The organism is Denitratisoma sp. DHT3 (genome assembly GCF_007833355.1).
Classification (GTDB): Bacteria; Pseudomonadota; Gammaproteobacteria; order Burkholderiales; family Rhodocyclaceae; genus Denitratisoma.
On record NZ_CP020914.1, the window covers coordinates 2,615,712 to 2,635,021 of the forward strand.

General features: G+C 67.7%; 22 protein-coding genes. 18 read left to right on the forward strand and 4 right to left on the reverse strand.

Going from position 1 to position 19,310, the window contains the following annotated elements; genetic code table 11:
- Window positions 1-226 precede the first annotated feature (226 nt).
- The 14 genes from ribBA to B9N43_RS12085 all read left to right on the forward strand — a co-directional run bounded on the left by ribBA (window position 227) and on the right by B9N43_RS12085 (window position 10,516).
- The gene (gene ribBA / locus B9N43_RS12020) at window positions 227-1,339 is read left to right on the forward strand and encodes a bifunctional 3,4-dihydroxy-2-butanone-4-phosphate synthase/GTP cyclohydrolase II (protein WP_145842426.1); all 1,113 of its coding nucleotides are present in this window, start codon (window positions 227-229) and stop codon (window positions 1,337-1,339) included.
- A 3-nt stretch (window positions 1,340-1,342) separates the two neighbouring features.
- On the forward strand, window positions 1,343-1,813 hold the full coding sequence (gene ribH / locus B9N43_RS12025; protein ID WP_145842427.1) for a 6,7-dimethyl-8-ribityllumazine synthase: 471 nt from the start codon (window positions 1,343-1,345) through the stop codon (window positions 1,811-1,813).
- Window positions 1,810-2,412: a transcription antitermination factor NusB gene (gene nusB, locus B9N43_RS12030; RefSeq protein WP_145842428.1), complete on the forward strand. Its 603-nt coding sequence runs from the start codon at window positions 1,810-1,812 to the stop codon at window positions 2,410-2,412. The genes ribH and nusB overlap by 4 nt, the downstream gene beginning before the upstream one ends.
- 22 nt (window positions 2,413-2,434) lie before the next feature.
- On the forward strand, window positions 2,435-3,418 hold the full coding sequence (gene thiL, locus B9N43_RS12035; RefSeq protein ID WP_145842429.1) for a thiamine-phosphate kinase: 984 nt from the start codon (window positions 2,435-2,437) through the stop codon (window positions 3,416-3,418).
- Window positions 3,419-3,475: 57 nt separating this feature from the next.
- Complete coding sequence (locus tag B9N43_RS12040) at window positions 3,476-3,979, forward strand: phosphatidylglycerophosphatase A (RefSeq protein WP_186453805.1); 504 nt, start codon at window positions 3,476-3,478, stop codon at window positions 3,977-3,979.
- Window positions 3,979-4,479, forward strand: coding sequence for a CinA family protein (locus B9N43_RS12045; RefSeq protein WP_145842430.1), 501 nt, complete (start codon window positions 3,979-3,981; stop codon window positions 4,477-4,479). The genes B9N43_RS12040 and B9N43_RS12045 overlap by 1 nt, the downstream gene beginning before the upstream one ends.
- A 27-nt stretch (window positions 4,480-4,506) precedes the next feature.
- Window positions 4,507-5,532: a recombinase RecA gene (recA, locus tag B9N43_RS12050; RefSeq protein WP_145842431.1), complete on the forward strand. Its 1,026-nt coding sequence runs from the start codon at window positions 4,507-4,509 to the stop codon at window positions 5,530-5,532.
- Window positions 5,529-5,963, forward strand: a complete 435-nt coding sequence (gene recX, locus B9N43_RS12055) for a recombination regulator RecX (protein WP_145842432.1) — start codon at window positions 5,529-5,531, stop codon at window positions 5,961-5,963. The genes recA and recX overlap by 4 nt, the downstream gene beginning before the upstream one ends.
- 37 nt (window positions 5,964-6,000) lie before the next feature.
- Window positions 6,001-6,723, forward strand: coding sequence for an LPS export ABC transporter ATP-binding protein (lptB, locus tag B9N43_RS12060; RefSeq protein ID WP_145842433.1), 723 nt, complete (start codon window positions 6,001-6,003; stop codon window positions 6,721-6,723).
- Between the two features lie 2 nt (window positions 6,724-6,725).
- On the forward strand, window positions 6,726-8,156 hold the full coding sequence (locus tag B9N43_RS12065; RefSeq protein ID WP_145842434.1) for an RNA polymerase factor sigma-54: 1,431 nt from the start codon (window positions 6,726-6,728) through the stop codon (window positions 8,154-8,156).
- An 11-nt stretch (window positions 8,157-8,167) separates the two neighbouring features.
- Complete coding sequence (gene hpf, locus B9N43_RS12070; RefSeq protein WP_145842435.1) at window positions 8,168-8,482, forward strand: ribosome hibernation-promoting factor, HPF/YfiA family; 315 nt, start codon at window positions 8,168-8,170, stop codon at window positions 8,480-8,482.
- Window positions 8,483-8,607: 125 nt separating this feature from the next.
- Window positions 8,608-9,066 carry a PTS IIA-like nitrogen regulatory protein PtsN gene (ptsN, locus tag B9N43_RS12075; RefSeq protein WP_145842436.1) on the forward strand — a complete coding sequence of 153 codons (459 nt, stop codon included), beginning with the start codon at window positions 8,608-8,610 and terminating at the stop codon, window positions 9,064-9,066.
- On the forward strand, window positions 9,051-9,995 hold the full coding sequence (hprK, locus tag B9N43_RS12080) for an HPr(Ser) kinase/phosphatase (protein ID WP_145842437.1): 945 nt from the start codon (window positions 9,051-9,053) through the stop codon (window positions 9,993-9,995). Before ptsN ends, hprK begins: the two co-directional genes overlap by 16 nt.
- Before the next feature lie 218 nt (window positions 9,996-10,213).
- The gene (locus B9N43_RS12085; RefSeq protein ID WP_145842438.1) at window positions 10,214-10,516 is read left to right on the forward strand and encodes a PsiF family protein; all 303 of its coding nucleotides are present in this window, start codon (window positions 10,214-10,216) and stop codon (window positions 10,514-10,516) included.
- Between the two features lie 317 nt (window positions 10,517-10,833).
- Here the strand turns inward: B9N43_RS12085 and B9N43_RS12090 are convergent, their stop codons facing one another.
- Genes B9N43_RS12090 through B9N43_RS12105 form a run of 4 tightly spaced genes read right to left on the reverse strand, consistent with a single transcriptional unit; the run spans window position 10,834 to window position 14,534 of the window.
- On the reverse strand, window positions 10,834-12,030 hold the full coding sequence (locus tag B9N43_RS12090) for a pyridoxal-phosphate-dependent aminotransferase family protein (RefSeq protein ID WP_222428723.1): 1,197 nt from the start codon (window positions 12,028-12,030) through the stop codon (window positions 10,834-10,836).
- Between the two features lie 16 nt (window positions 12,031-12,046).
- Window positions 12,047-12,952 carry a tRNA 2-thiocytidine(32) synthetase TtcA gene (gene ttcA, locus B9N43_RS12095; RefSeq protein ID WP_145842439.1) on the reverse strand — a complete coding sequence of 302 codons (906 nt, stop codon included), beginning with the start codon at window positions 12,950-12,952 and terminating at the stop codon, window positions 12,047-12,049.
- A complete protein-coding gene (locus B9N43_RS12100; RefSeq protein ID WP_145842440.1) occupies window positions 12,949-13,704 on the reverse strand; it encodes a pteridine reductase in 756 nt (251 codons plus the stop codon). The genes ttcA and B9N43_RS12100 overlap by 4 nt, the downstream gene beginning before the upstream one ends.
- Before the next feature lie 26 nt (window positions 13,705-13,730).
- Complete coding sequence (locus B9N43_RS12105) at window positions 13,731-14,534, reverse strand: ThiF family adenylyltransferase (protein ID WP_222428724.1); 804 nt, start codon at window positions 14,532-14,534, stop codon at window positions 13,731-13,733.
- 149 nt (window positions 14,535-14,683) lie between these two features.
- Between B9N43_RS12105 and B9N43_RS12110 the strand changes: the two genes are divergently transcribed.
- From B9N43_RS12110 to B9N43_RS12125, 4 genes are all read left to right on the forward strand, one after another.
- The gene (locus B9N43_RS12110) at window positions 14,684-15,862 is read left to right on the forward strand and encodes a class I SAM-dependent methyltransferase (RefSeq protein WP_145842442.1); all 1,179 of its coding nucleotides are present in this window, start codon (window positions 14,684-14,686) and stop codon (window positions 15,860-15,862) included.
- A 78-nt stretch (window positions 15,863-15,940) separates the two neighbouring features.
- Window positions 15,941-16,372, forward strand: coding sequence for a MaoC family dehydratase (locus B9N43_RS12115; RefSeq protein ID WP_145842443.1), 432 nt, complete (start codon window positions 15,941-15,943; stop codon window positions 16,370-16,372).
- Window positions 16,373-16,482: 110 nt separating this feature from the next.
- Window positions 16,483-18,381 carry a methyl-accepting chemotaxis protein gene (locus B9N43_RS17710; RefSeq protein ID WP_145842444.1) on the forward strand — a complete coding sequence of 633 codons (1,899 nt, stop codon included), beginning with the start codon at window positions 16,483-16,485 and terminating at the stop codon, window positions 18,379-18,381.
- Between the two features lie 169 nt (window positions 18,382-18,550).
- The gene (locus B9N43_RS12125; protein WP_261379321.1) at window positions 18,551-19,300 is read left to right on the forward strand and encodes an ABC transporter permease; all 750 of its coding nucleotides are present in this window, start codon (window positions 18,551-18,553) and stop codon (window positions 19,298-19,300) included.
- The last annotated feature ends 10 nt before the right edge of the window (window positions 19,301-19,310 follow it).

Below are 19,310 nucleotides of genomic sequence, written 5' to 3' on the forward strand. Positions count from 1 at the left end.
GGGAGGGCCGAAACGGAGCGGGCATGAACCCGAGCTTTTCCGCCGCGCCGCCGCAAGGAAAAGCGGCACGCGGCGCCAGCCGCGAACAGCACAATGCCCAAACGCCAGGCTCCCCCAAACAGCCCGAGCGCAGCGAGCCGATGAGAACCCCCCGCGAGGGGGGCGAAGGGGGGCGGGTCCGTTTCCAGCGTAAAATGCGCCCCTTCCCCTAGCAAAGACCCCCATCATGAGCATCGCCTCCACCGAGGAAATCATCGCCGACATCCGCGCCGGACGCATGGTGATCCTCGTCGACGAAGAGGATCGGGAGAACGAGGGCGACCTGGTGATGGCCGCCGAACACGTCACTCCCGAAGCCATCAACTTCATGGCCAAGTTCGGCCGCGGCCTGATCTGCCTGACCCTGACCCAGGCCCGCTGCGCCCAGTTGGACCTGCCCCTGATGGTCACCGACAACCGCACCCCGCACGGCACCGCGTTCACCATGTCGATCGAGGCGGCCGAAGGCGTCACCACCGGCATTTCCGCCTATGACCGGGCGCTGACCGTGCAGGCGGCCGTCAAGCGCAACGCCGCGCCCAGCGACCTGGTCCAGCCGGGGCACATCTTCCCGCTGATGGCGAGGAACGGCGGCGTCCTGGTGCGCGCCGGCCACACCGAGGCCGGCTGCGATTTCGCCGCCCTGGCGGGGCTGGAGCCCGCCGCCGTGATCTGCGAGATCCTCAAGGACGACGGCACCATGGCGCGGCTGCCCGACCTGCTGGAATTCGCCCCCCTGCACGGCCTGAAGATCGGCACCATCCGCGACCTGATCCACTACCGCAGCGAAAACGAGAAGCTGGTGGAGCGGGTGGCGGAGAACGTGATCCAGACCCGCCACGGCCCCTTCCGCGCGCTGGCCTATGTCGAGAAGACCAGCGGCGAAACCCACCTGGCCCTGACCCACGGCGAGATCAGCGCCGAGGAGGAAACCCTGGTGCGGGTCCATGCCCCGGGTTCGGTGCTGGACCTGCTGGAAACTCCGTCCCGCTTCCAGTCCTACAGCATCGATCAGGCGATGGAAATCATCGTGCGGCGCGGCAAGGGCGTGATCGTGCTGCTCAACCACCGCGACGTGCAGGAAAAACTCGTCTCGGCCTTGCAGCGCCAGGCCAGCGATCCGCCGCCCAAGTTCAAGTGGGACCCGCGCACCAACGGCATCGGCGCGCAGATCCTGCGCGACCTCGGCGCCCGCAACATCCGCCTGCTTTCCCGCCCCCAGCGCATTCCCAGCATGGAGGGCTTCGACCTTCACGTGGTGGGCCACCTGCTGCCCGAAGACGCCTTCCGCAAGGACTGAACCATGCCCCGCCGCAACGACATTCGCGAACTCGAACCCAATCTCGCCGGCGCCGGCCTGTCCATCGGCCTGGTGATGAGCCGCTTCAACGAGGACATCGGCGACGGCCTGCTCTCCGGCTGCTGCGCGGAGCTGCTGCGCCTGGGCGTGGCCGCCGAGCGCATCACCCTGGCCACCGTGCCCGGCGCCCTGGAAATCCCGCTGGTGCTGAAGACCATGGCCCAGAGCGGCAAGTACGACGCCCTGGTGGCGCTGGGCTGCGTGATCCGCGGCGAGACCTACCATTTCGAGATCGTCTCCAACGAGTCGGCGCGCGGCATCACCGAGGTGCAACTGGCCACCGGCACGCCCATCGCGAACGCGGTGCTGACCACCGAGGACGACGATCAGGCGCTGGTGCGCATGGTGCAAAAAGGCACCGAGGCGGCGCAGGCGGCCCTGGAAATGTGCCATCTGCTGAAGGCCGTCAAATGAGCGCCCTGCCGCCGGACCGCGAGGAGGAAGCCCGCGGAACCTCCGCTTCCGGGAACGAGAAGGAAGCGCCGCCCGCCGGGCCGCCCCAAGGGCGGCGCAGCCACCGCACGGAGCCGCAAAGCGGCGAACCATCGTCACCCCCTTCCTCGGGAAGGGGGCTGGGGGGAAAGCCAATCAACCCACGTCGGCGCGCACGCGAGCTGGCCATCCAGGGTCTCTATCAATGGCAGGTGGGCGGCCAGGACGAGGCCGCGGTGCTGGTCCAGTCCGAATCGGCGCCCGGTTTCGACAAGGCCGACGGCGAGCTGTTCAAGGCCCTGATCGGCGGCGTGATGGCGCAGGACGCCGCGCTGCGGGAACTGCTGGTGCCGCACATCGCCCGCAACTGGAACGAAGTCTCCCCCATCGAGCGCAGCGTGCTGCTGCTGGCGGCCTGCGAACTGCGCTTCCATCCGGAGACGCCCTACCGGGTGATCATCAACGAGGCGATCGAACTGGCCAAGACCTTCGGCGGCACCGACGGCCACAAATTCGTCAACGGCGTGCTGGACAAGCTGGCGCCGGTGCTGCGTCCCCAGGAAGCGACGCGCAACCGCTAGGCCGGCAGGGGCGCGCCACCTCATGCCCTCCGAGTTCGATCTGATCGGCCGTTACTTCACCCGCCCCGCGCCCGGCGCCGTGCTGGGCGTGGGGGACGACGCGGCCATCCTGCGGCCGACGCCGGACACGGAGTTGGTGGTTTCCACCGACATGCTGGTGGAAGGCACCCATTTCCTGCCCGGCGCGGACCCCGAGGATCTGGGCTGGAAAACCCTGGCCGTGAATGTTTCCGACCTCGCGGCGATGGGCGCACGGCCGCGCTGGGCCTTGCTGGCCCTGGCCCTGCCCGCCGCCGAGGAAGCGTGGATCGCCGCGTTCGCGCGGGGGCTGTTCGCCTGCGCCGACCGCTTCGGCATCGATCTGATCGGCGGCGACACCACGCGCGGGCCGCGCAACCTGTGCGTCACCATCGGCGGCGAGGTGCCGGCGGGGAAAGCCCTGCGTCGTTCCGGCGCGCGTCCGGGCGACGACATCTGGGTCTCCGGCCGTCCCGGTCTGGCGGCACTGGGCCTGGCCCTGCTGCAGGGCCGCGCGCGCCTGGCGACGGACTGGCAAGCCGGTTGCCTGGCCGCGCTGCAACGCCCGCAGCCGCGGGTGGATCTGGGCCTGGCGTTGCGGGATCTGGCCAGCGCCGCGATCGACGTCTCCGACGGCCTGCTGGCCGACCTGGGCCACATCCTGGAGCAGTCCGCGGTCTCCGCCGTCCTCGAATTCGAGCGCCTGCCCGACGCCGCCCTGGCGGCTTGCCCGGACCGCGCCCTGGCGCAAAACTGCCTGCTGGCGGGGGGCGACGACTACGAGCTGCTGTTTACCGCGCCGCCGGCGCGCCGCGCCGCCATCGCCAGCCTGGTCGCGCACGGCCCGGCCCTCAGCCGCATCGGCGCAATCGGCGCGGCGCGTCCCGGCAGCCTCCGGGTACTCGACACCGCCGGCCGTGAAATGACAATAGAATGCAAGGGCTACGACCACTTCCCGTCCACACGGGGAATCGCCGATGCCCAATGAATCCCGCCTGCCGGCGCGCCGCCAGCAGATCACGCAACCCGACCCGCTCTCGTCATCATGGCCAAACATCCCGTTCCACCGCTCAAGTTCCTGTTCCAGGACCCGGCCCATCTGATCGCCTGCGGCTTCGGCAGCGGCCTCTCCCGCTTCGCTCCGGGCACGGCCGGCACCGCCTTCGCCTGGGCCTGCTATCCGCTGCTGCGGCCCCTGTTCCCCACCGACCTGCTGTTCCTGGCGGCGCTGGCGGTGCTGTTCGCGCTGGGGGTGATCGTCTGCGACATCACCGGCCGCCATCTGGGCGTCACCGACCACGGCGCCATCGTCTGGGACGAGATCGTCCCCTTCTGGCTGGTGCTGGCCCTCGCCCCCGCCGGGCTGGGCTGGCAACTGCTGGCCTTCCTCGCCTTCCGTTTTTTCGACATCGTCAAGCCGCCGCCGGCGCGCTGGTTCGACACCCAGGTGAAAAACGGCTTCGGCGTGATGATGGACGACCTGGTCGCCGCCGGCTACACCCTGCTGGCGCTGGCGGCGCTCAAGAACGTGGCGGACCGGCTGCTGTGATGGACGCGCAACTGAGCGAACTGTCGGCCCGGGTGGGCGCCGCGCTCAAGGAGCGGGGCCTGCGCCTGGCCACTGCGGAGTCCTGCACCGGCGGCTGGGTCGCCCAGGTGGTCACCCATACGACGGGCAGTTCCGACTGGTTCGGCGACGGCTTCGTCACCTATTCCAACAGCGCCAAGGAGCGGCAACTGGGCGTGAGCCCCGGCACCCTGGCACGGGAGGGGGCGGTGAGCCTGGAGACCGCAAGGGAAATGGCGCAAGGCGCGCTCGCCAACTCCAACGCCATGATTGCACTGGCGATTACCGGCATCGCCGGGCCCACCGGTGGCTCACCGGATAAGCCAGTGGGCACCGTATGCTTCGCCTGGTGCTGGCGGGGCGAAACACCCAGGGCGCAACGGCGCCGTTTCGGCGGCGACCGGGAAACGGTCCGGCGCCAGTCGGTGATCCACGCATTGGAGCAATTGCTGGAACTGATCATGGCAAGAACTGTGCCATAATTAACTCAATCGCAGAAGGTAATGACCATGGACGACAACAAGGCAAAAGCACTGCAAGCCGCGCTGGCCCAGATCGAGAAGCAATTCGGCAAGGGCTCCATCATGAAAATGGGCGAGGGCCAGATCGAGAACGATCTGCAGGTGGTCTCCACCGGCTCCCTCGGCCTGGACATCGCCCTGGGCGTCGGCGGCTTGCCGCGCGGCCGGGTGGTCGAGGTCTACGGCCCGGAATCCTCGGGCAAGACCACCCTGTGCCTGCAAGTGGTGGCCGAGGTCCAGAAGCTGGGCGGCACCGCCGCCTACATCGACGCGGAAAACGCGCTCGATCCGGTCTATGCCGGCAAGCTGGGGGTCAACGTGCCCGACCTGCTGATCTCGCAACCGGATACCGGCGAGCAGGGCCTGGAGATCACCGACATGCTGGTGCGCTCCGGCGGCGTGGATCTGATCGTCATCGACTCCGTCGCCGCCCTGGTGCCCAAGGCCGAAATCGAGGGCGAGATGGGCGACCAGTTGCCGGGTCTGCAGGCGCGCCTGATGAGCCAGGCGCTGCGCAAGCTGACCGCCAACATCAAGCGCACCAACACCCTGGTGATCTTCATCAACCAGATCCGAATGAAGATCGGCGTGATGTTCGGCAACCCCGAGACCACCACCGGCGGCAACGCGCTGAAGTTCTACTCCTCGGTGCGCATGGACATCCGCCGCACCGGCGCGATCAAGAAGGGCGACGAGGTGGTGGGCAACGAGACCCGGGTCAAGGTGGTCAAGAACAAGGTGGCGCCCCCCTTCAGGGAAGCCCATTTCGACATCCTCTACGGCGAGGGCATTTCCCGCGAGGGCGAGATCATCGACCTGGGCGTGGAGCACAAGATCGTGGACAAGTCCGGCGCCTGGTACGCCTACAACGGCGAGAAGATCGGCCAGGGCAAGGACAACGCCCGCGAATTCCTGCGCGAGCGCCCCGAGCTCGCGCAGGAGATCGAAAACAAGGTCCGCACCGCCCTGGGGGTCAGCGTGCTGCCTGCCGGCAGCGGCGCGGACGCCGCGTGAATGATCTGAAGCCTCGCGCCATCCGGCTCCTGGCCCGGCGGGAACACAGCCGGGCGGAGCTGGCACGCAAGCTTTCCCCCCACGGCAGCCCCGAGGAAGTGGACACCGTGCTGACCGAACTGCAAAACGCCAACCTGCTCTCCGACGCCCGTTTCGCCGACAGCTACCTGCGCAGCCAGGGCGCGCGCCTGGGGGCGGCCAAGCTGCGCCAGACCCTGCGCGGCAAGGGCGTGGCCGAGGAGACCATCGCCGCGCGCCTGGCCGCCGCCGACCTGCCCGACGAACTGGAGCGGGTACGGACCCTCTGGGCGCGCAAATTCGGCTCGGCGCCGACGGATGCGCGCGAGTGGGCGCGCCAGGCGCGTTTCCTCCAGTCCCGCGGCTTTGGCACCGACGTGATTCGCAAAGTATTGAAGGAGCTCGCAGAATGAACACCCTCCGGGGAGCCACCTCGAGGGTGGGGACCCCATGACCAAGCTCGCCGCGCAGAACCTGCGCAAGAAATACAAGTCCCGCACCGTGGTGAAGGACGTCTCCTTCGACGTCAACGGCGGCGAAGTGGTGGGCCTGCTGGGCCCGAACGGCGCCGGCAAGACCACTTGCTTCTACATGATCGTCGGCCTGGTGGCCTCGGACGGCGGCAGCATCCAGCTGGGCGACAAGACCCTGACCCACATGCCCATCCACAAGCGGGCGCGGCTGGGGCTGTCCTACCTGCCCCAGGAGAATTCGGTGTTCCGCCGTCTCAGCGTCGCCGACAACATCCGGGCGGTGCTGGAACTGCAGGACCTGGACGAGCAGCAGGTGGAAGGCCGGCTGGACAATCTGTTGCAGGAACTGCACATCTCCCACATCCAGGACAGCGCCGCCATTTCCCTCTCCGGCGGCGAGCGGCGCCGGGTGGAGATCGCCCGCGCCCTGGCCACCGAGCCGCACTTCATCCTGCTCGACGAGCCCTTCGCCGGCGTCGACCCGATCGCGGTGATCGACATCCAGAAAATCATCGGCTTCCTCAAGGAGCGGGGCATCGGCATCCTCATCACCGACCACAACGTGCGGGAAACCCTGGGCATCTGCGACCGGGCGACGATCATCAACGAGGGCGAGGTGCTGGCCTCTGGCCGCCCCGAGGAAATCGTTCATAATGAAAGCGTGCGGCGCGTGTACCTCGGCGAGAACTTCCGCATGTAGTCATGAAACAGACGCTCCAGCTCAAGCTCTCCCAGCACTTGGCGTTGACGCCGCAGTTGCAGCAGTCGATCCGGCTGCTGCAGTTGTCGACGTTGGAGCTGAATCAGGAGATCGAGCAGTTCCTCCAGGAAAATCCGCTGCTGGAACGCGAGGAGCCAGGCGACGATGGCGCCACTTTCGCGCCCCCGGCCGGCGACCTGCCCCAGGCTTCCGCCCCGGAGCCGGCCGCGGCGGACGAGGCGCCAGCGCCGCGCGAGGACGAAGAGCTGGGCTGGGGCGCGGAACTGCCGTCCGGTCCGGGCAGCAAGGACCCGGACGAGGACAACGACGCCGGCGACATCCAGGCATCCGCCACCAGCCTGCGCGATCATTTGCTGGCGCAACTGGCGCTGACCCAGATTTCCAGCCGCGAGCGGGCGCTGGTCGCCTTCCTGATCGAAGCGCTGGACGAGGACGGCTATCTGGCGCAGCCGCTGGACGACCTGCTCGATCTGCTGCCGGAGGATTTCGGCGGCGACCCGGAGTCGCGGCTGGAGGAATTGCGGATCGCCCTGCGTCATCTGCAGCATTTCGATCCGGTCGGCATCGGCGCCCGCAGTCCGCAGGAGTGTCTGGAGTTGCAACTGCTGGCGCGCCCCGCGACCGCGACGCGGGAACTGGCCTGCGCCATCGTCCGCGGCCATCTGGAACAATTGGCGGCGCGGGATTTCGTCCGCCTCAGGAAAGCCCTGAATTGCACCGACGACGCCCTGCGCGACGCCCAGAACCTGATCCTGAGCCTGAATCCGCGGCCCGGCGCGCAATATGCGGCGCTCGACACCCGCTACGTGGTGCCGGACGTGGTGGTGCGCAAGCTGCGCGGCCAGTGGCTCGCCAGCCTCAACGGCGAGGCGATGCCGCGCCTGCGCATCAACCGGCTCTACGCCGACATCCTGCGCCAGAACCGGGGCAGCAGCCTGGCCGGCCACCTGCAGGAAGCCAGGTGGCTGATCAAGAACGTGCAGCAGCGTTTCGACACCATCCTGCGGGTCAGCCAAGCCATCGTGGACCGGCAGCGGGCTTTTTTCGACCATGGCGAAGTGGCGATGCGGCCGCTGACCCTGCGCGAGATCGCCGACACCGTGAGCCTGCACGAATCCACCATCTCGCGCGTGACCACGCAGAAATACCTGGCCAGCCCGCGCGGCATTTTCGAACTCAAATACTTCTTTGGCAGCCACGTCGCCACCGACACGGGCGGCGCGGCCTCCAGCACCGCGATCCGGGCGCTGATCAGGCAGTTGGTCGGCGCCGAGAACGGCAAGAAACCGCTCTCCGACAGCCGGCTCGCGGAAATCCTCGGCGAGCAGGGTATCGTGGTGGCGCGGCGCACCGTCGCCAAGTACCGCGAATCCCTGAGCATTCCGCCGGTCAACCTGAGAAAGACGCTCTGAAAGGAGACACCATGAATTTGAACATCACCGGCCATCACGTGGAGGTCACGCCCGCCATTCATGACTATGCCACAGGCAAGCTCGACCGCGTGATCCGGCATTTCGACCACGTGACCAGCGTCCACGTCATCCTTTCCGTGGAAAAACTGCGTCAAAAAGCGGAAATCACGCTGCACGTGAAGGGGAAGGACATCTACGCCGACGCCACCAACGACGACCTCTACGCCGCCATCGACGCCGTGGTGGACAAGCTCGACCGCCAAGTGCTGCGCCACAAGGAGCGGATCACCGAGCATGCCCGCGACAAGCACCACCCGGTCGAATGAGTTGTTGAACCCGAAGGCGAAGCGGTGAAAAGCACTCCATAAGCGGTCCTTTACCCCGCTCAAATAGCGGGATTTCCCTGTAACGTGCTTTTTGCCGCATCGCCTGATCGCCGCCTTTGATCCTGATGAACCAAATCGCCAAAATCCTGCCGGTCGACAACATCCTGCTCGACCTGGATGCCAGCAGCAAGAAGCGGGTTTTCGAACAGGCCGGACTGCTGTTCGAAAACCGTCATGGGATCGCCCGTGCCACGGTCTATGACGCCCTCTTCGCCCGCGAGAAGCTGGGCTCCACCGGCCTGGGGCAGGGCGTCGCCATCCCCCACGGCCGCATCAAGGGCATCAAGGAGGCGCTGGGCGCGTTCTTCCGCCTGGCCACGCCGGTCCCCTTCGATTCCCCCGACGGCCAGCCCGTCGATCTGATGTTCGTCCTGATGGTGCCGGAAGCCGCCACGGAGCGGCACCTGCAACTGCTGTCCGAGCTGGCGCAGATGTTCTCGGACAAGACCTTCCGCGAGACGCTGCTCAGCACTCCGGATGCCGCGACGCTGCGCGAGCGGATCGCCCAATGGCGCGCAAGCTGACCATCGCCGAACTGTTCGAGACCAAGCGCGAACGCTTGGGCCTGACCCGCATCTGCGGCGACCTGAACCTGCCCATCCGGGTGACCCGGGACGACATTTCTCCCGCCGACCTGGTCGGCCACGTCAACGTCATCCACCCGGAGCGCATCCAGGTCTTCGGCGCCCCCGAGGTCGCCTGGTCGCAGCGCATCCCCGAAGAAAAAATGCGTCAGCAGATGCGCGACTTCATCGCCGCCAACAGCCCCGGCGTGATCGTCGCCGACGGCTGCGAAGTCCCTCATTTCGTCCTGGAGGAATGCGAGCGGGGCCGCACACCGCTGTTCTCGACGCCCCACCCGGCGGCGATGGTGATCGACGCCCTGCGGCTCTACCTGTCGCGGGAATTCGCCGAGACCATTTCGCTCCACGGCGTGTTCATGGACGTGCTGGGCGTGGGGGTGCTGCTCACCGGCGATTCCGGCGTGGGCAAGAGCGAACTGGCGCTGGAGTTGATCACCCGCGGCCACGGCCTGGTGGCCGACGACGTGGTGGAAGTCTCCCGTCTCTCGCCCGAGGCCCTGGAAGGCCATTGCCCCGAGTTGCTGAAGGACTTCATCGAGGTGCGCGGCCTGGGGCTCTTGAACATCCGCACCGTCTTCGGCGAGACCGCCTGCCGGCGCAAGATGCGCCTGCGCCTGATCTGCCACCTGCAGCGGCCCCAGCCCGGCGTGCCCCAGGCGGCGCGCCTGCCCCTGGACGCGCAGAACGAGACCATCCTGGGAGTGCCGGTGCGCCGCGTCACCGTGCCCGTGGCTGCCGGCCGCAATCTCGCGGTCCTGGTGGAAACCGCGGTTCGCTCCACCATCCTGCAACTGCGCGGCATCGACTGCATGCAGGAATTCCTCGACCGCCAGCAGCGGGCGCTGGAAGCCGGCTCCGGCGATATCTGAGGAAACGCTCATCCGTCCGGGCCGTCGCAGTCTGTCCTGAGCCTCGCCGCAGGACTCGGTGCGAACGGACTTGATAAGCGTTGCCCTGAAAAATATCTATACCGAATACTGGTGGCGGGAGTAATATGCGATTTGGATTTTCCGACTGTCGGAAACGTGTCGTCGCGCTTCCCCGGGTCGGACAGATCCTTCCCTTTCCTCACACAAGGAGTTTCGCCATGAAAAAGCTGATCGTTCTCGCGTGCACCGCGCTGCTCTGCCTGTCCGCCCAGGCCGCCAGCGAAGCCCAGAAGGCGCAACAGGAAAAGATGAAGACCTGCAACGCCGAGGCCAAGACCAAGGCCCTGAAGGGCGATGCGCGCAAGTCCTTCATGAAGGACTGCCTGTCCAGCGGTGGAAGCGCCAGCACGAAGGAAGAACCCAAGGCCGCGAACGCGAACTGCGAAAAGATGGCCGAGGAGAAGAAACTGGCGGGCGCCGCCAAGGGCTCCTTCATCAAGAAATGCGGGAAGAAGGACTAGACTCGCCCCCTTCGCCCCCCTCCGGGGGGTTCGATACTGCTCGCTGCGCTCGAAGTTACGGGGAGCGCTGTAGCAGCACCGATAGGTTGCGGCTTCGCCGCGTGCCGCTTTTCCTTGCGGCAGCGCGGCGGAAAAGCTCTGTCGTGTAGGAGCGGGCCATGCCCGCGAATCGGTGGGTGACGATGCGCTGGTCACGGCCATTCATGCTTTCGCCGTATCGCCGTGGTTTTCCTTGGGGCTGCCCGGCGGGAAAGCTCCGTCGGGTCTAGGACAAGTTTGCCTGAGCCCCGCAGCGGGGCTCAGGCAAACGAACGAACTTAACAGCGGCCGTAGGCGGCGCGGGCGGCCTCGATGGCGCCGGCGCCATCCGCCGCGCGACCCTGGGCGGCGAACGTCCGGGCCAGCGCGTCGAGGCACAGCAACACGTTCTCTTCGCGGCATGAATGGCCCATCAGGCCGAAACGCCAGATCTTGCCGGCCAGCGGCCCCAGGCCGGCGCCGATCTCCAGATTGAAATCCGTCAGCAAGGAGCGGCGCACCGCGGCCTCGTCGATGCCGTCCGGCACGTGTACCGCGTTGAGCTGGGGCAGGCGCGCCTCGGGCTTGACCACGAAACTCAGGCCCAGCGCCTCGAAGCCGGCGCGCAGCGCCAGGTGATGGCGCTGATGGCGGGCCCAGGCATTCTCGATGCCTTCCTCCTTCAGCATCAGCAGCGACTCGTGCAGCGCATAGAGACTGTTGATCGGCGCGGTGTGGTGGTAGGTGCGCTTGGCCGCGTCCCAGTAGCCCAGCACCAGGTTCAGGTCCATGAACCAGCTTTGCACCTTGCGCTGGCGGTTTTTCACCCGCTCCACGGCGCGCTCGCCGAAGGTCACCGGCGACAGTCCGGGCGTGCAGGACAGGCATTTCTGGCTGCCGGAATAGACCGCGTCGGCGCCCCATTCATCGACCTCGAGCGCGACGCCGCCGAGCGAGGTCACCGCGTCCACGATGGTCAGGCAGCCGGCCTGGTGCGCCACGTCGATCAATATCCTGGCGTCGGACAGCGCGCCGGTCGAGGTTTCGGCCTGGACGAAGGCCACCACCTTGGCATCCGGATGGGCCTTCAACGCGTCGGCCAGTTTCTGCGGGTCCACCGCCTCGCCCCAGGCGTCCTCGACCACCACGGCCACGCCGCCACAGCGCTCGACGTTCTCGATCATGCGGCCGCCGAACACGCCGTTGCGGCAGACGATCACCTTGTCGCCGGGCTCCACCAGATTCACGAAGCAGGTCTCCATGCCCACCGAGCCGGGGCCGGAGACCGGAAAGGTCAGCGCGTTGTCGGTCTGGAAGGCGTAGCGCAGCAGCACCTTCAGTTCCTCCATCATGTCGGCGAAGGCCGGGTCGAGATGGCCGATCACCGGCTGGCCCAGCGCGGTCAGCACGCGCGGATGCATGTCGGAGGGGCCGGGCCCCATCAGCGCGCGGCGGGGAGGATGGAAGGGCTGGATGGCATTGAGGTCGATGGTCATGGCGGGTTCGCGTACTTTATTCGTCCAGGGGTTGCAAAGGGATGACGCTGTCGTCGGTATAGGTCTCGGGGTCGAAGGCGCGGTCGCCCTCGGGATCGGGCACGCCGCTGGCCTGCAGATTGCGGAAATCGAAGAGATCGCGGTCCATCAGGTGCGAGGGCACCACCCGGGTCAGGCTGCTGAACATGGTCTTGATGCGGCCGGGGAAGCGCTTTTCCCAGTCGTCCAGCATCGCCCGCACCTGCTTGCGTTGCAGATTCTCCTGGCTGCCGCAGAGGTTGCAGGGAATGATCGGGAACTGGTGCGCCTCGGCCCAGGCCGCCAGATCCGCCTCGCGGCAATAGGCCAGCGGCCGGATCACGATGTGCCTGCCGTCGTCGGAGACCAGCTTGGGCGGCATCGCCTTCAGCTTGCCGCCGAAGAACATGTTGAGAAACAGCGTGGCGAGGATGTCGTCGCGGTGATGGCCCAGGGCGATCTTGGTGGCTTTCAACTCGTCGGCGACGCGGTAGAGGATGCCGCGCCGCAGGCGCGAGCACAGCGAGCAGGTGGTCTTGCCCTCGGGGATCACCCGCTTGACGATGGAATAGGTGTCCTCCTCCTCGATGTGGAACGGCACGCCGACGCTCTTCAGATAATCGGGCAGCACGTGCTCGGGAAAGCCCGGCTGCTTCTGGTCCAGATTCACCGCCACCACGTCGAAGCGGATCGGCGCGTGCTCGCGCAGATGGAGCAGGATGTCGAGCAGGCCGTAGGAGTCCTTGCCGCCGGAGAGGCAGACCATCACCCGGTCGCCCTCCTCGATCATGTTGAAATCGGCGATCGCCTGGCCGACGTTGCGGCGCAGGCGCTTGGCCAGCTTGTTGGTTTCGAAGCGCGCCTTGTCGGCCTGCTTGGCGGTCAATGGTTGATTCTGGTTCATAACTGGGCGGTCCGCCCCCCATCCACATTGATCACCTGACCGGTGATGTAGGGGGCGTCGAAAAGAAGAAAACGGACGGTGCGGGCGATGTCCATGGGCGTGCCGATGCGCTGGAGCAGGGTATGGGCGATGATGGCCTGCCGTTCCTCGGGCGGGAAGTCCTGGTCGTTCTCGGGCCAGTCGACGGCGCCCGGCGCCACGGCGTTGACCCGCACGCGCGGCGCCAGTTCGATCGCCAGGGCGCGGGTCAGGCCGAGCAGCCCGGCCTTGGCCGCGCTGTACACCGGGTAGCCCCGCAGGGGCCGCTCGGCATGGACGTCGGTGATATTGACGATGGCGCCGCCGCTCGCCCGCAGATGGGGCGCCGCCGCCTGGGCCAGGAACAGCGGCCCCTGGAAATTGCTGCCCACCAGCTCCTGCCAGGCGGCCTGATCGATGCTTCCCAGCGGGGTACGGAAGAAGCTGGAGGCGTTATTCACCAGGCCGTCGAGGCGCCCGAAGCGTTCCAGCGCGACGGCGACGGTCCGCTCCAGCGCCGCGCTGTCGCAGAGGTCGGCCTGCACCGTGGCGGCCGAGTTGGATCGGCTCCGGTTCAGTGTCGCGGCCAGGGCCTCGGCTTCCGGCGCCGAACGGCGATAGTGCAGCACCAGCCGGGCACCGGCGGCGTGGAGCAGGCGGGCGATCTCGGCACCGACCCGGCGCGCCGCGCCGGTCACCAGTACAACGGGGGCCTGATCTGGGAGGGTATCCATGGGGCGCCAAGTATACCGTTGGCCGCCTATTGGGCTTCCCGCCCGGTCGTCAGTCGCCCCAGGATGCGCGCCGCGGCGGCGAAGCCGAAGGGGGCGGTGACGCAGACCGAGGAGCCGTAGCCGGCGCAGTTCAGCCCGTGCAGGGCGGCGTCGCTGGCGCCGTGCGGCGCTCCCGGCTCGACGTCGCAGGCCAGGGCCTGCGGGCGTTGAATGGGCTCGTCGGAATAGACGCAGTCGACGCCGAACTTCTTCTTCGGATCGCGCGGAAAACCGTACTCCTTGCGCAGGCGGGCGCGGACCTTCGCGGCCAGGGCGTCCTGGGTGGTGCGGGACAGGTCGTCCACCTTCAACCGGCTCGGATCGGTGCGTCCCCCGGCGCCGCCGGTGGTCACCACCGGGATGCCGAGGCGCCGGCAATGGGCGATCAGGGCCGCCTTGGCGCGCACCTGGTCGATCGCATCCACCACGCCGTCGCAGGCCGGCAGCAGGGCCGCGACGTTCTCCGGAGTGACGAAGTCGTCGACGGTACGCACCACGCAGCCCGGGTTGATGCCGGCGATGCGCTCCGCCATCGCCGCCACCTTGGCCTGGCCCAGGGTCGCCGTCAGCGCATGGAGCTGGCGATTCACGTTGGACTCCGCCACGTGGTCCAGGTCGATCAGGGTCAGCCGGCCCACGCCAGAGCGGGCCAGGGCCTCCGCCGCCCAGGAGCCGACGCCGCCGATGCCGATCACGCAGACATGGGCGGCGGCGAGGCGTTCCAGGGTGCCGGCGCCGTAGAGGCGGTTGACGCCGCCGAAACGGCGGTCCGCGTCGCAGGACGGATTCATCGGTGTCGGGAGGGACGTCGGGAAGGACATTTGTCAGCGGAACAGCAAATCAAGCCATCGAGCGCAGCGAGCCAACCAGTCACCTCCCCCGAGGGGGAGGCCGGGAGGGGGCACAGATATATGGCCGTGCATCTTACAATGCCGCCCCTATGGCCACCCAACTCCGCACCCAACTCCCCGAGCCCTCGGCCGACGCCCAGGACGCCAGCCGCGCGCTGTGCGCCCTGATCGCCGCCGAGATCGACGCCAGCGGCGGCTGGATCTCCTTCGCCCGCTACATGGAACTGGCGCTCTACGCGCCCGGCCTGGGCTATTACGCCGGCGGCTCGACGAAGTTCGGCGCGGAGGGCGACTTCGTCACCGCCCCGGAACTGACGCCGCTGTTCGGCCAGGCGCTGGCGTCGCAGGTGGCGCAGGTGCTGGCGGCGTCCGCGCCGCAGGTGCTGGAGGCCGGCGCCGGCAGCGGCCGCCTGGCCGCGGACCTGCTGCTGGTCCTGGAGCGGCAGGGTCTGACGCCGGAACGCTACCTGATCCTGGAACTGTCGGGCGAGCTGCGCGCGCGCCAGCACGAAACCCTGGCCGGCGCCGTGCCCCATCTGCTGGAACGGGTGCACTGGCTGGACGCCCTGCCGGACCAATTCTCCGGCTGCGTGGTGGGCAACGAAGTGCTCGACGCGATGCCGGTCCATACGCTGGAATGGTCGGCGGACGGGCTCCTGGAGCGGGGCGTCGGCGTGGATGCCGACGGGCATTTCGCCTGGCAAGCGCGGCCCGCCGCGCCGGCATTGCAGGAGGCGGTCCGCGAGCTGCCGGTGACGCCGCCCTATCGCGGCGAAGTGAGCCTGGCGGCGCGCGCCTGGACCGCGGAATGGGGCCGCCGCCTGACGCAGGGTGCGCTGCTGCTGATCGACTACGGCCTGCCCGGCCACGAGCTCTACCATCCCCAGCGCGACGGCGGCACGGTGCGCTGCCACTACCGCCACCGCAGCCACGACGATCCCTTCTGGTGGCCCGGTCTGTCCGACATCACCAGCCACGTGGATTTCACCGCCGTCGCCGAGGCCGGCCACGGCGCCGGTCTCGACGTGCTGGGCTATACCAGCCAGGCGACCTTCCTGCTCAACTGCGGCATCGCCGGCCTGCTCGAAGCCCGCCGCACTTATCACGATGGCGCCGGGGGCGCGGCCGCGCTGCGCGCCGGGGGCGCCGTGAATGTGCTGCTCTCGCCCAACGAAATGGGGGAACTGTTCAAGGTCATCGCCCTCGGCCGCGACCTGACCTCACCCTTGCTGGGCTTCAGCCAGGGAGATCGGCTGCACGCGCTGTGACTGCATCGGCTCATGTCGCGCCCATGCCACGCCCATTACGCTAACATGATCCCCGCTCAACACTCAGGAGATCGCAGCATGGGAACACCTCAGCAACGCTTCGTCGAAGACCTCGCCCCCGGCATGACAGCGAGCATCTCCAAGACCATCACGGAAGCGGACATCATTCTCTACTCGGGCGTCTCCACCGACGTGAATCCGCTGCACCTGGACGAGGACTATGCGTCCGAAACCATCTTCAAGGGCCGGGTCGCCCACGGCATGCTTTCCGCCAGTCTGATTTCCGCGGTGCTGGCCAACAAGCTGCCCGGTCCCGGCACCATCTACATGGGCCAGAACATGCGCTTCCGCGCTCCGGTGCGCCCCGAGGACACCGTCACCGCGCGCGTCACCATCAAGGAAGTGCAGTTGGACAAGAAGCGGGTGATCCTGGACACCACCTGCACCGTGCGCGGCAACGTGGTGATCGAGGGCGAGGCCACGGTCATGTTCCCATCGCGTCACGACTGAGGACGACGGCACGGCCGCTGCTCCGGTTTCGACCGGAACCGGAGCAGCGGTGAATACGGGCGGATTACCCGGGAAGGCATCCAGAACAAATCCGGGACGGAGAAAGCAACATGAATTTGCTGAACAATATGGGCCTGCGCAGCAAGCTGTTCCTGTTGATTGCCTTGCCCCTGGTTTTTTTGTTCTATCTCGTGGCCGATACATGCTGGGAAAAGGCCCGCCTGGCCGACGCGATGGATCGCCTGGAGGCCTCGGTCAATCTGTCGGTGCGGATGGGCGCCGTCGTGCATGAACTGCAGAAGGAGCGCGGCTTGTCGACGGGCTTCCTCGGCAGCGGCGGCAACCGCTTCGGCAGCGAACTGACCGCCCAGCGCGAGGCGACCGATCAGCACATCCAGGAATTCCACCAGGCCGCCCGGAGCCACGGGCAGACCGCGTCCGGCCAGGATCTGACGCGCATTCTCGACGAACTGGACAGCCGCCGCGAGGCGATTTCGAAACTGGCGCAAAACGGCAGCGAGGCTTTCGCCTACTACAGCGCCACCATCGCCGACCTGCTGAGCATTTCGTCCGGGCTCGACAATCCCGCCACGGACGAGGCCAGCGCCGAAATCGCCACCGCCTATGGCGCCCTGCTCCAGATCAAGGAAAGCGCGGGCCAGGAACGCGCGCACCTGAACAACGCCTTCAGCGCCGACCGCTTCACCCTGGATGCCTACAACCGCTTCGTTTCCGTCGTCGCCAGGCACCAGGCATACACCCGGGTTTTCCTCGACCATGCGCCGCCGCCGCAGCGCGCCCTGTTCGAGAAGACGATGAAGGGCGAGGCGGTGGCGGAAGTGGAACGGATGCGCGCCCTGGCGCTCGGCCGCGGCCACGGCGCCAGCCTCGGCGGCGACCCCGGCCGCTGGTTCCAGATGGCGTCCGTGCGCATCGACTTGCTGAAGACGCTGGAGGACCGGTTCGCGGCGGACCTGCTGGATGCCGCCGCCAACGCCCGTCACGGCGCCTACCGGAACATGCTGAGTTTTGCCGTCTTTGCCCTGATCTGCCTGCTGCTCAGTCTGACGATGGCCGTTTTCATCATCCGCGGCATCCTGCATCAACTGGGCGGCGACCCCACGGTCGCGCTGCGTGTCGCCCGCGATATCGCCGACGGCAACCTCATCGTCCCAATCGAGACCCGGCGCAACGACCCTGGCAGCCTGATGGCGGCGATGAAGACCATGCAGCTGCGCTTGCGCGAGGTGGTGGGCCAGATCAAGACCGCCAGCGACGCCGTCGACATCGCCGCGAAGGAGATCGCCGCCGGCCACCAGGACTTGTCGTCGCGTACCGAACAACAGGCCGCAAGCCTGGAGGAAACCACCGCCGCGATGGAGGAACTGAACCGCACGGTGCACCAGAACGCCGACCATGCGCGGCAAGCCAGCGAACTGGCGCACAACTCCAATGACCTCGCGGGGCGCGGCGGCGACGTCGTGCAACAGGTGGTCGACGCCATGGGCGAAATTCAGGGCAGCTCGAAGAAGATCGCCGACATCGTCAGCCTGATCGACAGCATCGCCTTCCAGACCAACATCCTGGCGCTGAACGCCGCGGTGGAGGCCGCCCGCGCCGGCGAGCAGGGGCGCGGCTTCGCCGTGGTGGCCAGCGAGGTGCGCAATCTGTCGCAGCGCAGCGCCGCCTCGGCCAAGGAGATCAAGCTCCTGATCGCCGACTCGGTGGCCCGGGTCGAGGACGGCGTCCGCCAGGCGCGGGACGCGGGACGCGCCATGCACGAAGTCGTCGCCAGCGTGCGGCAGGTCGCCGCGCTGATGGCGGAGATCGCCCATGCCAGCCAGGAGCAGAGCGTCGGCATCGCGCAGGTGGCGCGCGCCGTGGAGCAGATGGACGACACCACCCAGCGCAACGCCGCCCTGGTCGAGGAAGGCGCCGCCGCCGCCGCGAGCCTCGAGGAGCAGGCGCGGGGCCTGGTGGACGCGGTGGGCAGCTTCAAGCTGAACTAGCGTGAAAATGAAGCTTTTCCGCCGGGCCGCATTCCCCACGATGGGGAAAAGCGGCACGCGGCGCCAGCCGCAACCTATCGATGCCGCTACAGCGCTCCCCGTAACTTCGAGCGCAGCGAGCCCTATCGCCCCCCCCGGAGGGGGGCGAAGGGGGGCGAGCCTTCTGTCCTTGCGCTGGCTCACCGTCTGGCGCCGCAATTTCCTGGTCTGGCGCAAGATGGCCTTCACCTCGGTGCTGGGCAACCTGGCCGACCCGCTGATCTACATGCTCGGCCTCGGCTACGGCCTGGGCAGCCTGGTGAACGAGGTGGACGGCGTGTCCTACATCGTCTTCATCGCCACCGGCTCGATCTGCGCCAGCACCATGAACGGCGCCACCTTCGAAGCCCTCTATTCCGCCTTCTCGCGCATGCAGATCCAGCGCACCTGGGACGCCATCCTGAACGCGCCCGTGGCGCTGGAGGACGTGCTGCTGGGCGAATGGATCTGGGCGGCCAGCAAGGCCGTGCTCTCCGGCCTGGCGATCATCGCGGTGATGGGCGCCCTCGGCCTGCTCTCCTCGCCCCTGGTGCTGTGGACACTGCCGCTGCTGTTGCTGGTGGGCCTGTGCTTCGCCGCGCTGGGACTGATCGTCACCACCCTGGCGCCCTCCTACGACTTCTTCATGTACTACTTCACGCTGCTGATCACGCCGATGACCCTGCTCTCCGGCGTGTTCTTCCCCCTGCGGCAATTGCCGGAAGCCGTCCAGGCGGCCGCCCAGGTCCTGCCGCTGACCCATGCCGTGGCGCTGGCGCGGCCCCTGGCGCTCGGCCAGATGCCCGAGCACGTCGCCCTGCACCTGGCGGTGCTGGCCGCCACGGCGTTGGCCGGCTTCGCCGTGGTGCTGGGTCTGGCACGGCGGCGCCTGTTGTCCTGAGCGGCGCGGC

Coding starts and splice junctions, on each gene's coding strand:
- ribBA (WP_145842426.1), top strand. CDS start 227: ATGAGCATCGCCTCCACCGAGGAAATCATCGCCGACATCCGCGCCGGA.
- ribH (WP_145842427.1), top strand. CDS start 1,343: ATGCCCCGCCGCAACGACATTCGCGAACTCGAACCCAATCTCGCCGGC.
- nusB (WP_145842428.1), top strand. CDS start 1,810: ATGAGCGCCCTGCCGCCGGACCGCGAGGAGGAAGCCCGCGGAACCTCC.
- thiL (WP_145842429.1), top strand. CDS start 2,435: ATGCCCTCCGAGTTCGATCTGATCGGCCGTTACTTCACCCGCCCCGCG.
- B9N43_RS12040 (WP_186453805.1), top strand. CDS start 3,476: ATGGCCAAACATCCCGTTCCACCGCTCAAGTTCCTGTTCCAGGACCCG.
- B9N43_RS12045 (WP_145842430.1), top strand. CDS start 3,979: ATGGACGCGCAACTGAGCGAACTGTCGGCCCGGGTGGGCGCCGCGCTC.
- recA (WP_145842431.1), top strand. CDS start 4,507: ATGGACGACAACAAGGCAAAAGCACTGCAAGCCGCGCTGGCCCAGATC.
- lptB (WP_145842433.1), top strand. CDS start 6,001: ATGACCAAGCTCGCCGCGCAGAACCTGCGCAAGAAATACAAGTCCCGC.
- B9N43_RS12065 (WP_145842434.1), top strand. CDS start 6,726: ATGAAACAGACGCTCCAGCTCAAGCTCTCCCAGCACTTGGCGTTGACG.
- hpf (WP_145842435.1), top strand. CDS start 8,168: ATGAATTTGAACATCACCGGCCATCACGTGGAGGTCACGCCCGCCATT.
- ptsN (WP_145842436.1), top strand. CDS start 8,608: ATGAACCAAATCGCCAAAATCCTGCCGGTCGACAACATCCTGCTCGAC.
- hprK (WP_145842437.1), top strand. CDS start 9,051: ATGGCGCGCAAGCTGACCATCGCCGAACTGTTCGAGACCAAGCGCGAA.
- B9N43_RS12085 (WP_145842438.1), top strand. CDS start 10,214: ATGAAAAAGCTGATCGTTCTCGCGTGCACCGCGCTGCTCTGCCTGTCC.
- B9N43_RS12090 (WP_222428723.1), bottom strand. CDS start 12,030: ATGACCATCGACCTCAATGCCATCCAGCCCTTCCATCCTCCCCGCCGC.
- ttcA (WP_145842439.1), bottom strand. CDS start 12,952: ATGAACCAGAATCAACCATTGACCGCCAAGCAGGCCGACAAGGCGCGC.
- B9N43_RS12100 (WP_145842440.1), bottom strand. CDS start 13,704: ATGGATACCCTCCCAGATCAGGCCCCCGTTGTACTGGTGACCGGCGCG.
- B9N43_RS12105 (WP_222428724.1), bottom strand. CDS start 14,534: ATGAATCCGTCCTGCGACGCGGACCGCCGTTTCGGCGGCGTCAACCGC.
- B9N43_RS12110 (WP_145842442.1), top strand. CDS start 14,684: ATGGCCACCCAACTCCGCACCCAACTCCCCGAGCCCTCGGCCGACGCC.
- B9N43_RS12115 (WP_145842443.1), top strand. CDS start 15,941: ATGGGAACACCTCAGCAACGCTTCGTCGAAGACCTCGCCCCCGGCATG.
- B9N43_RS17710 (WP_145842444.1), top strand. CDS start 16,483: ATGAATTTGCTGAACAATATGGGCCTGCGCAGCAAGCTGTTCCTGTTG.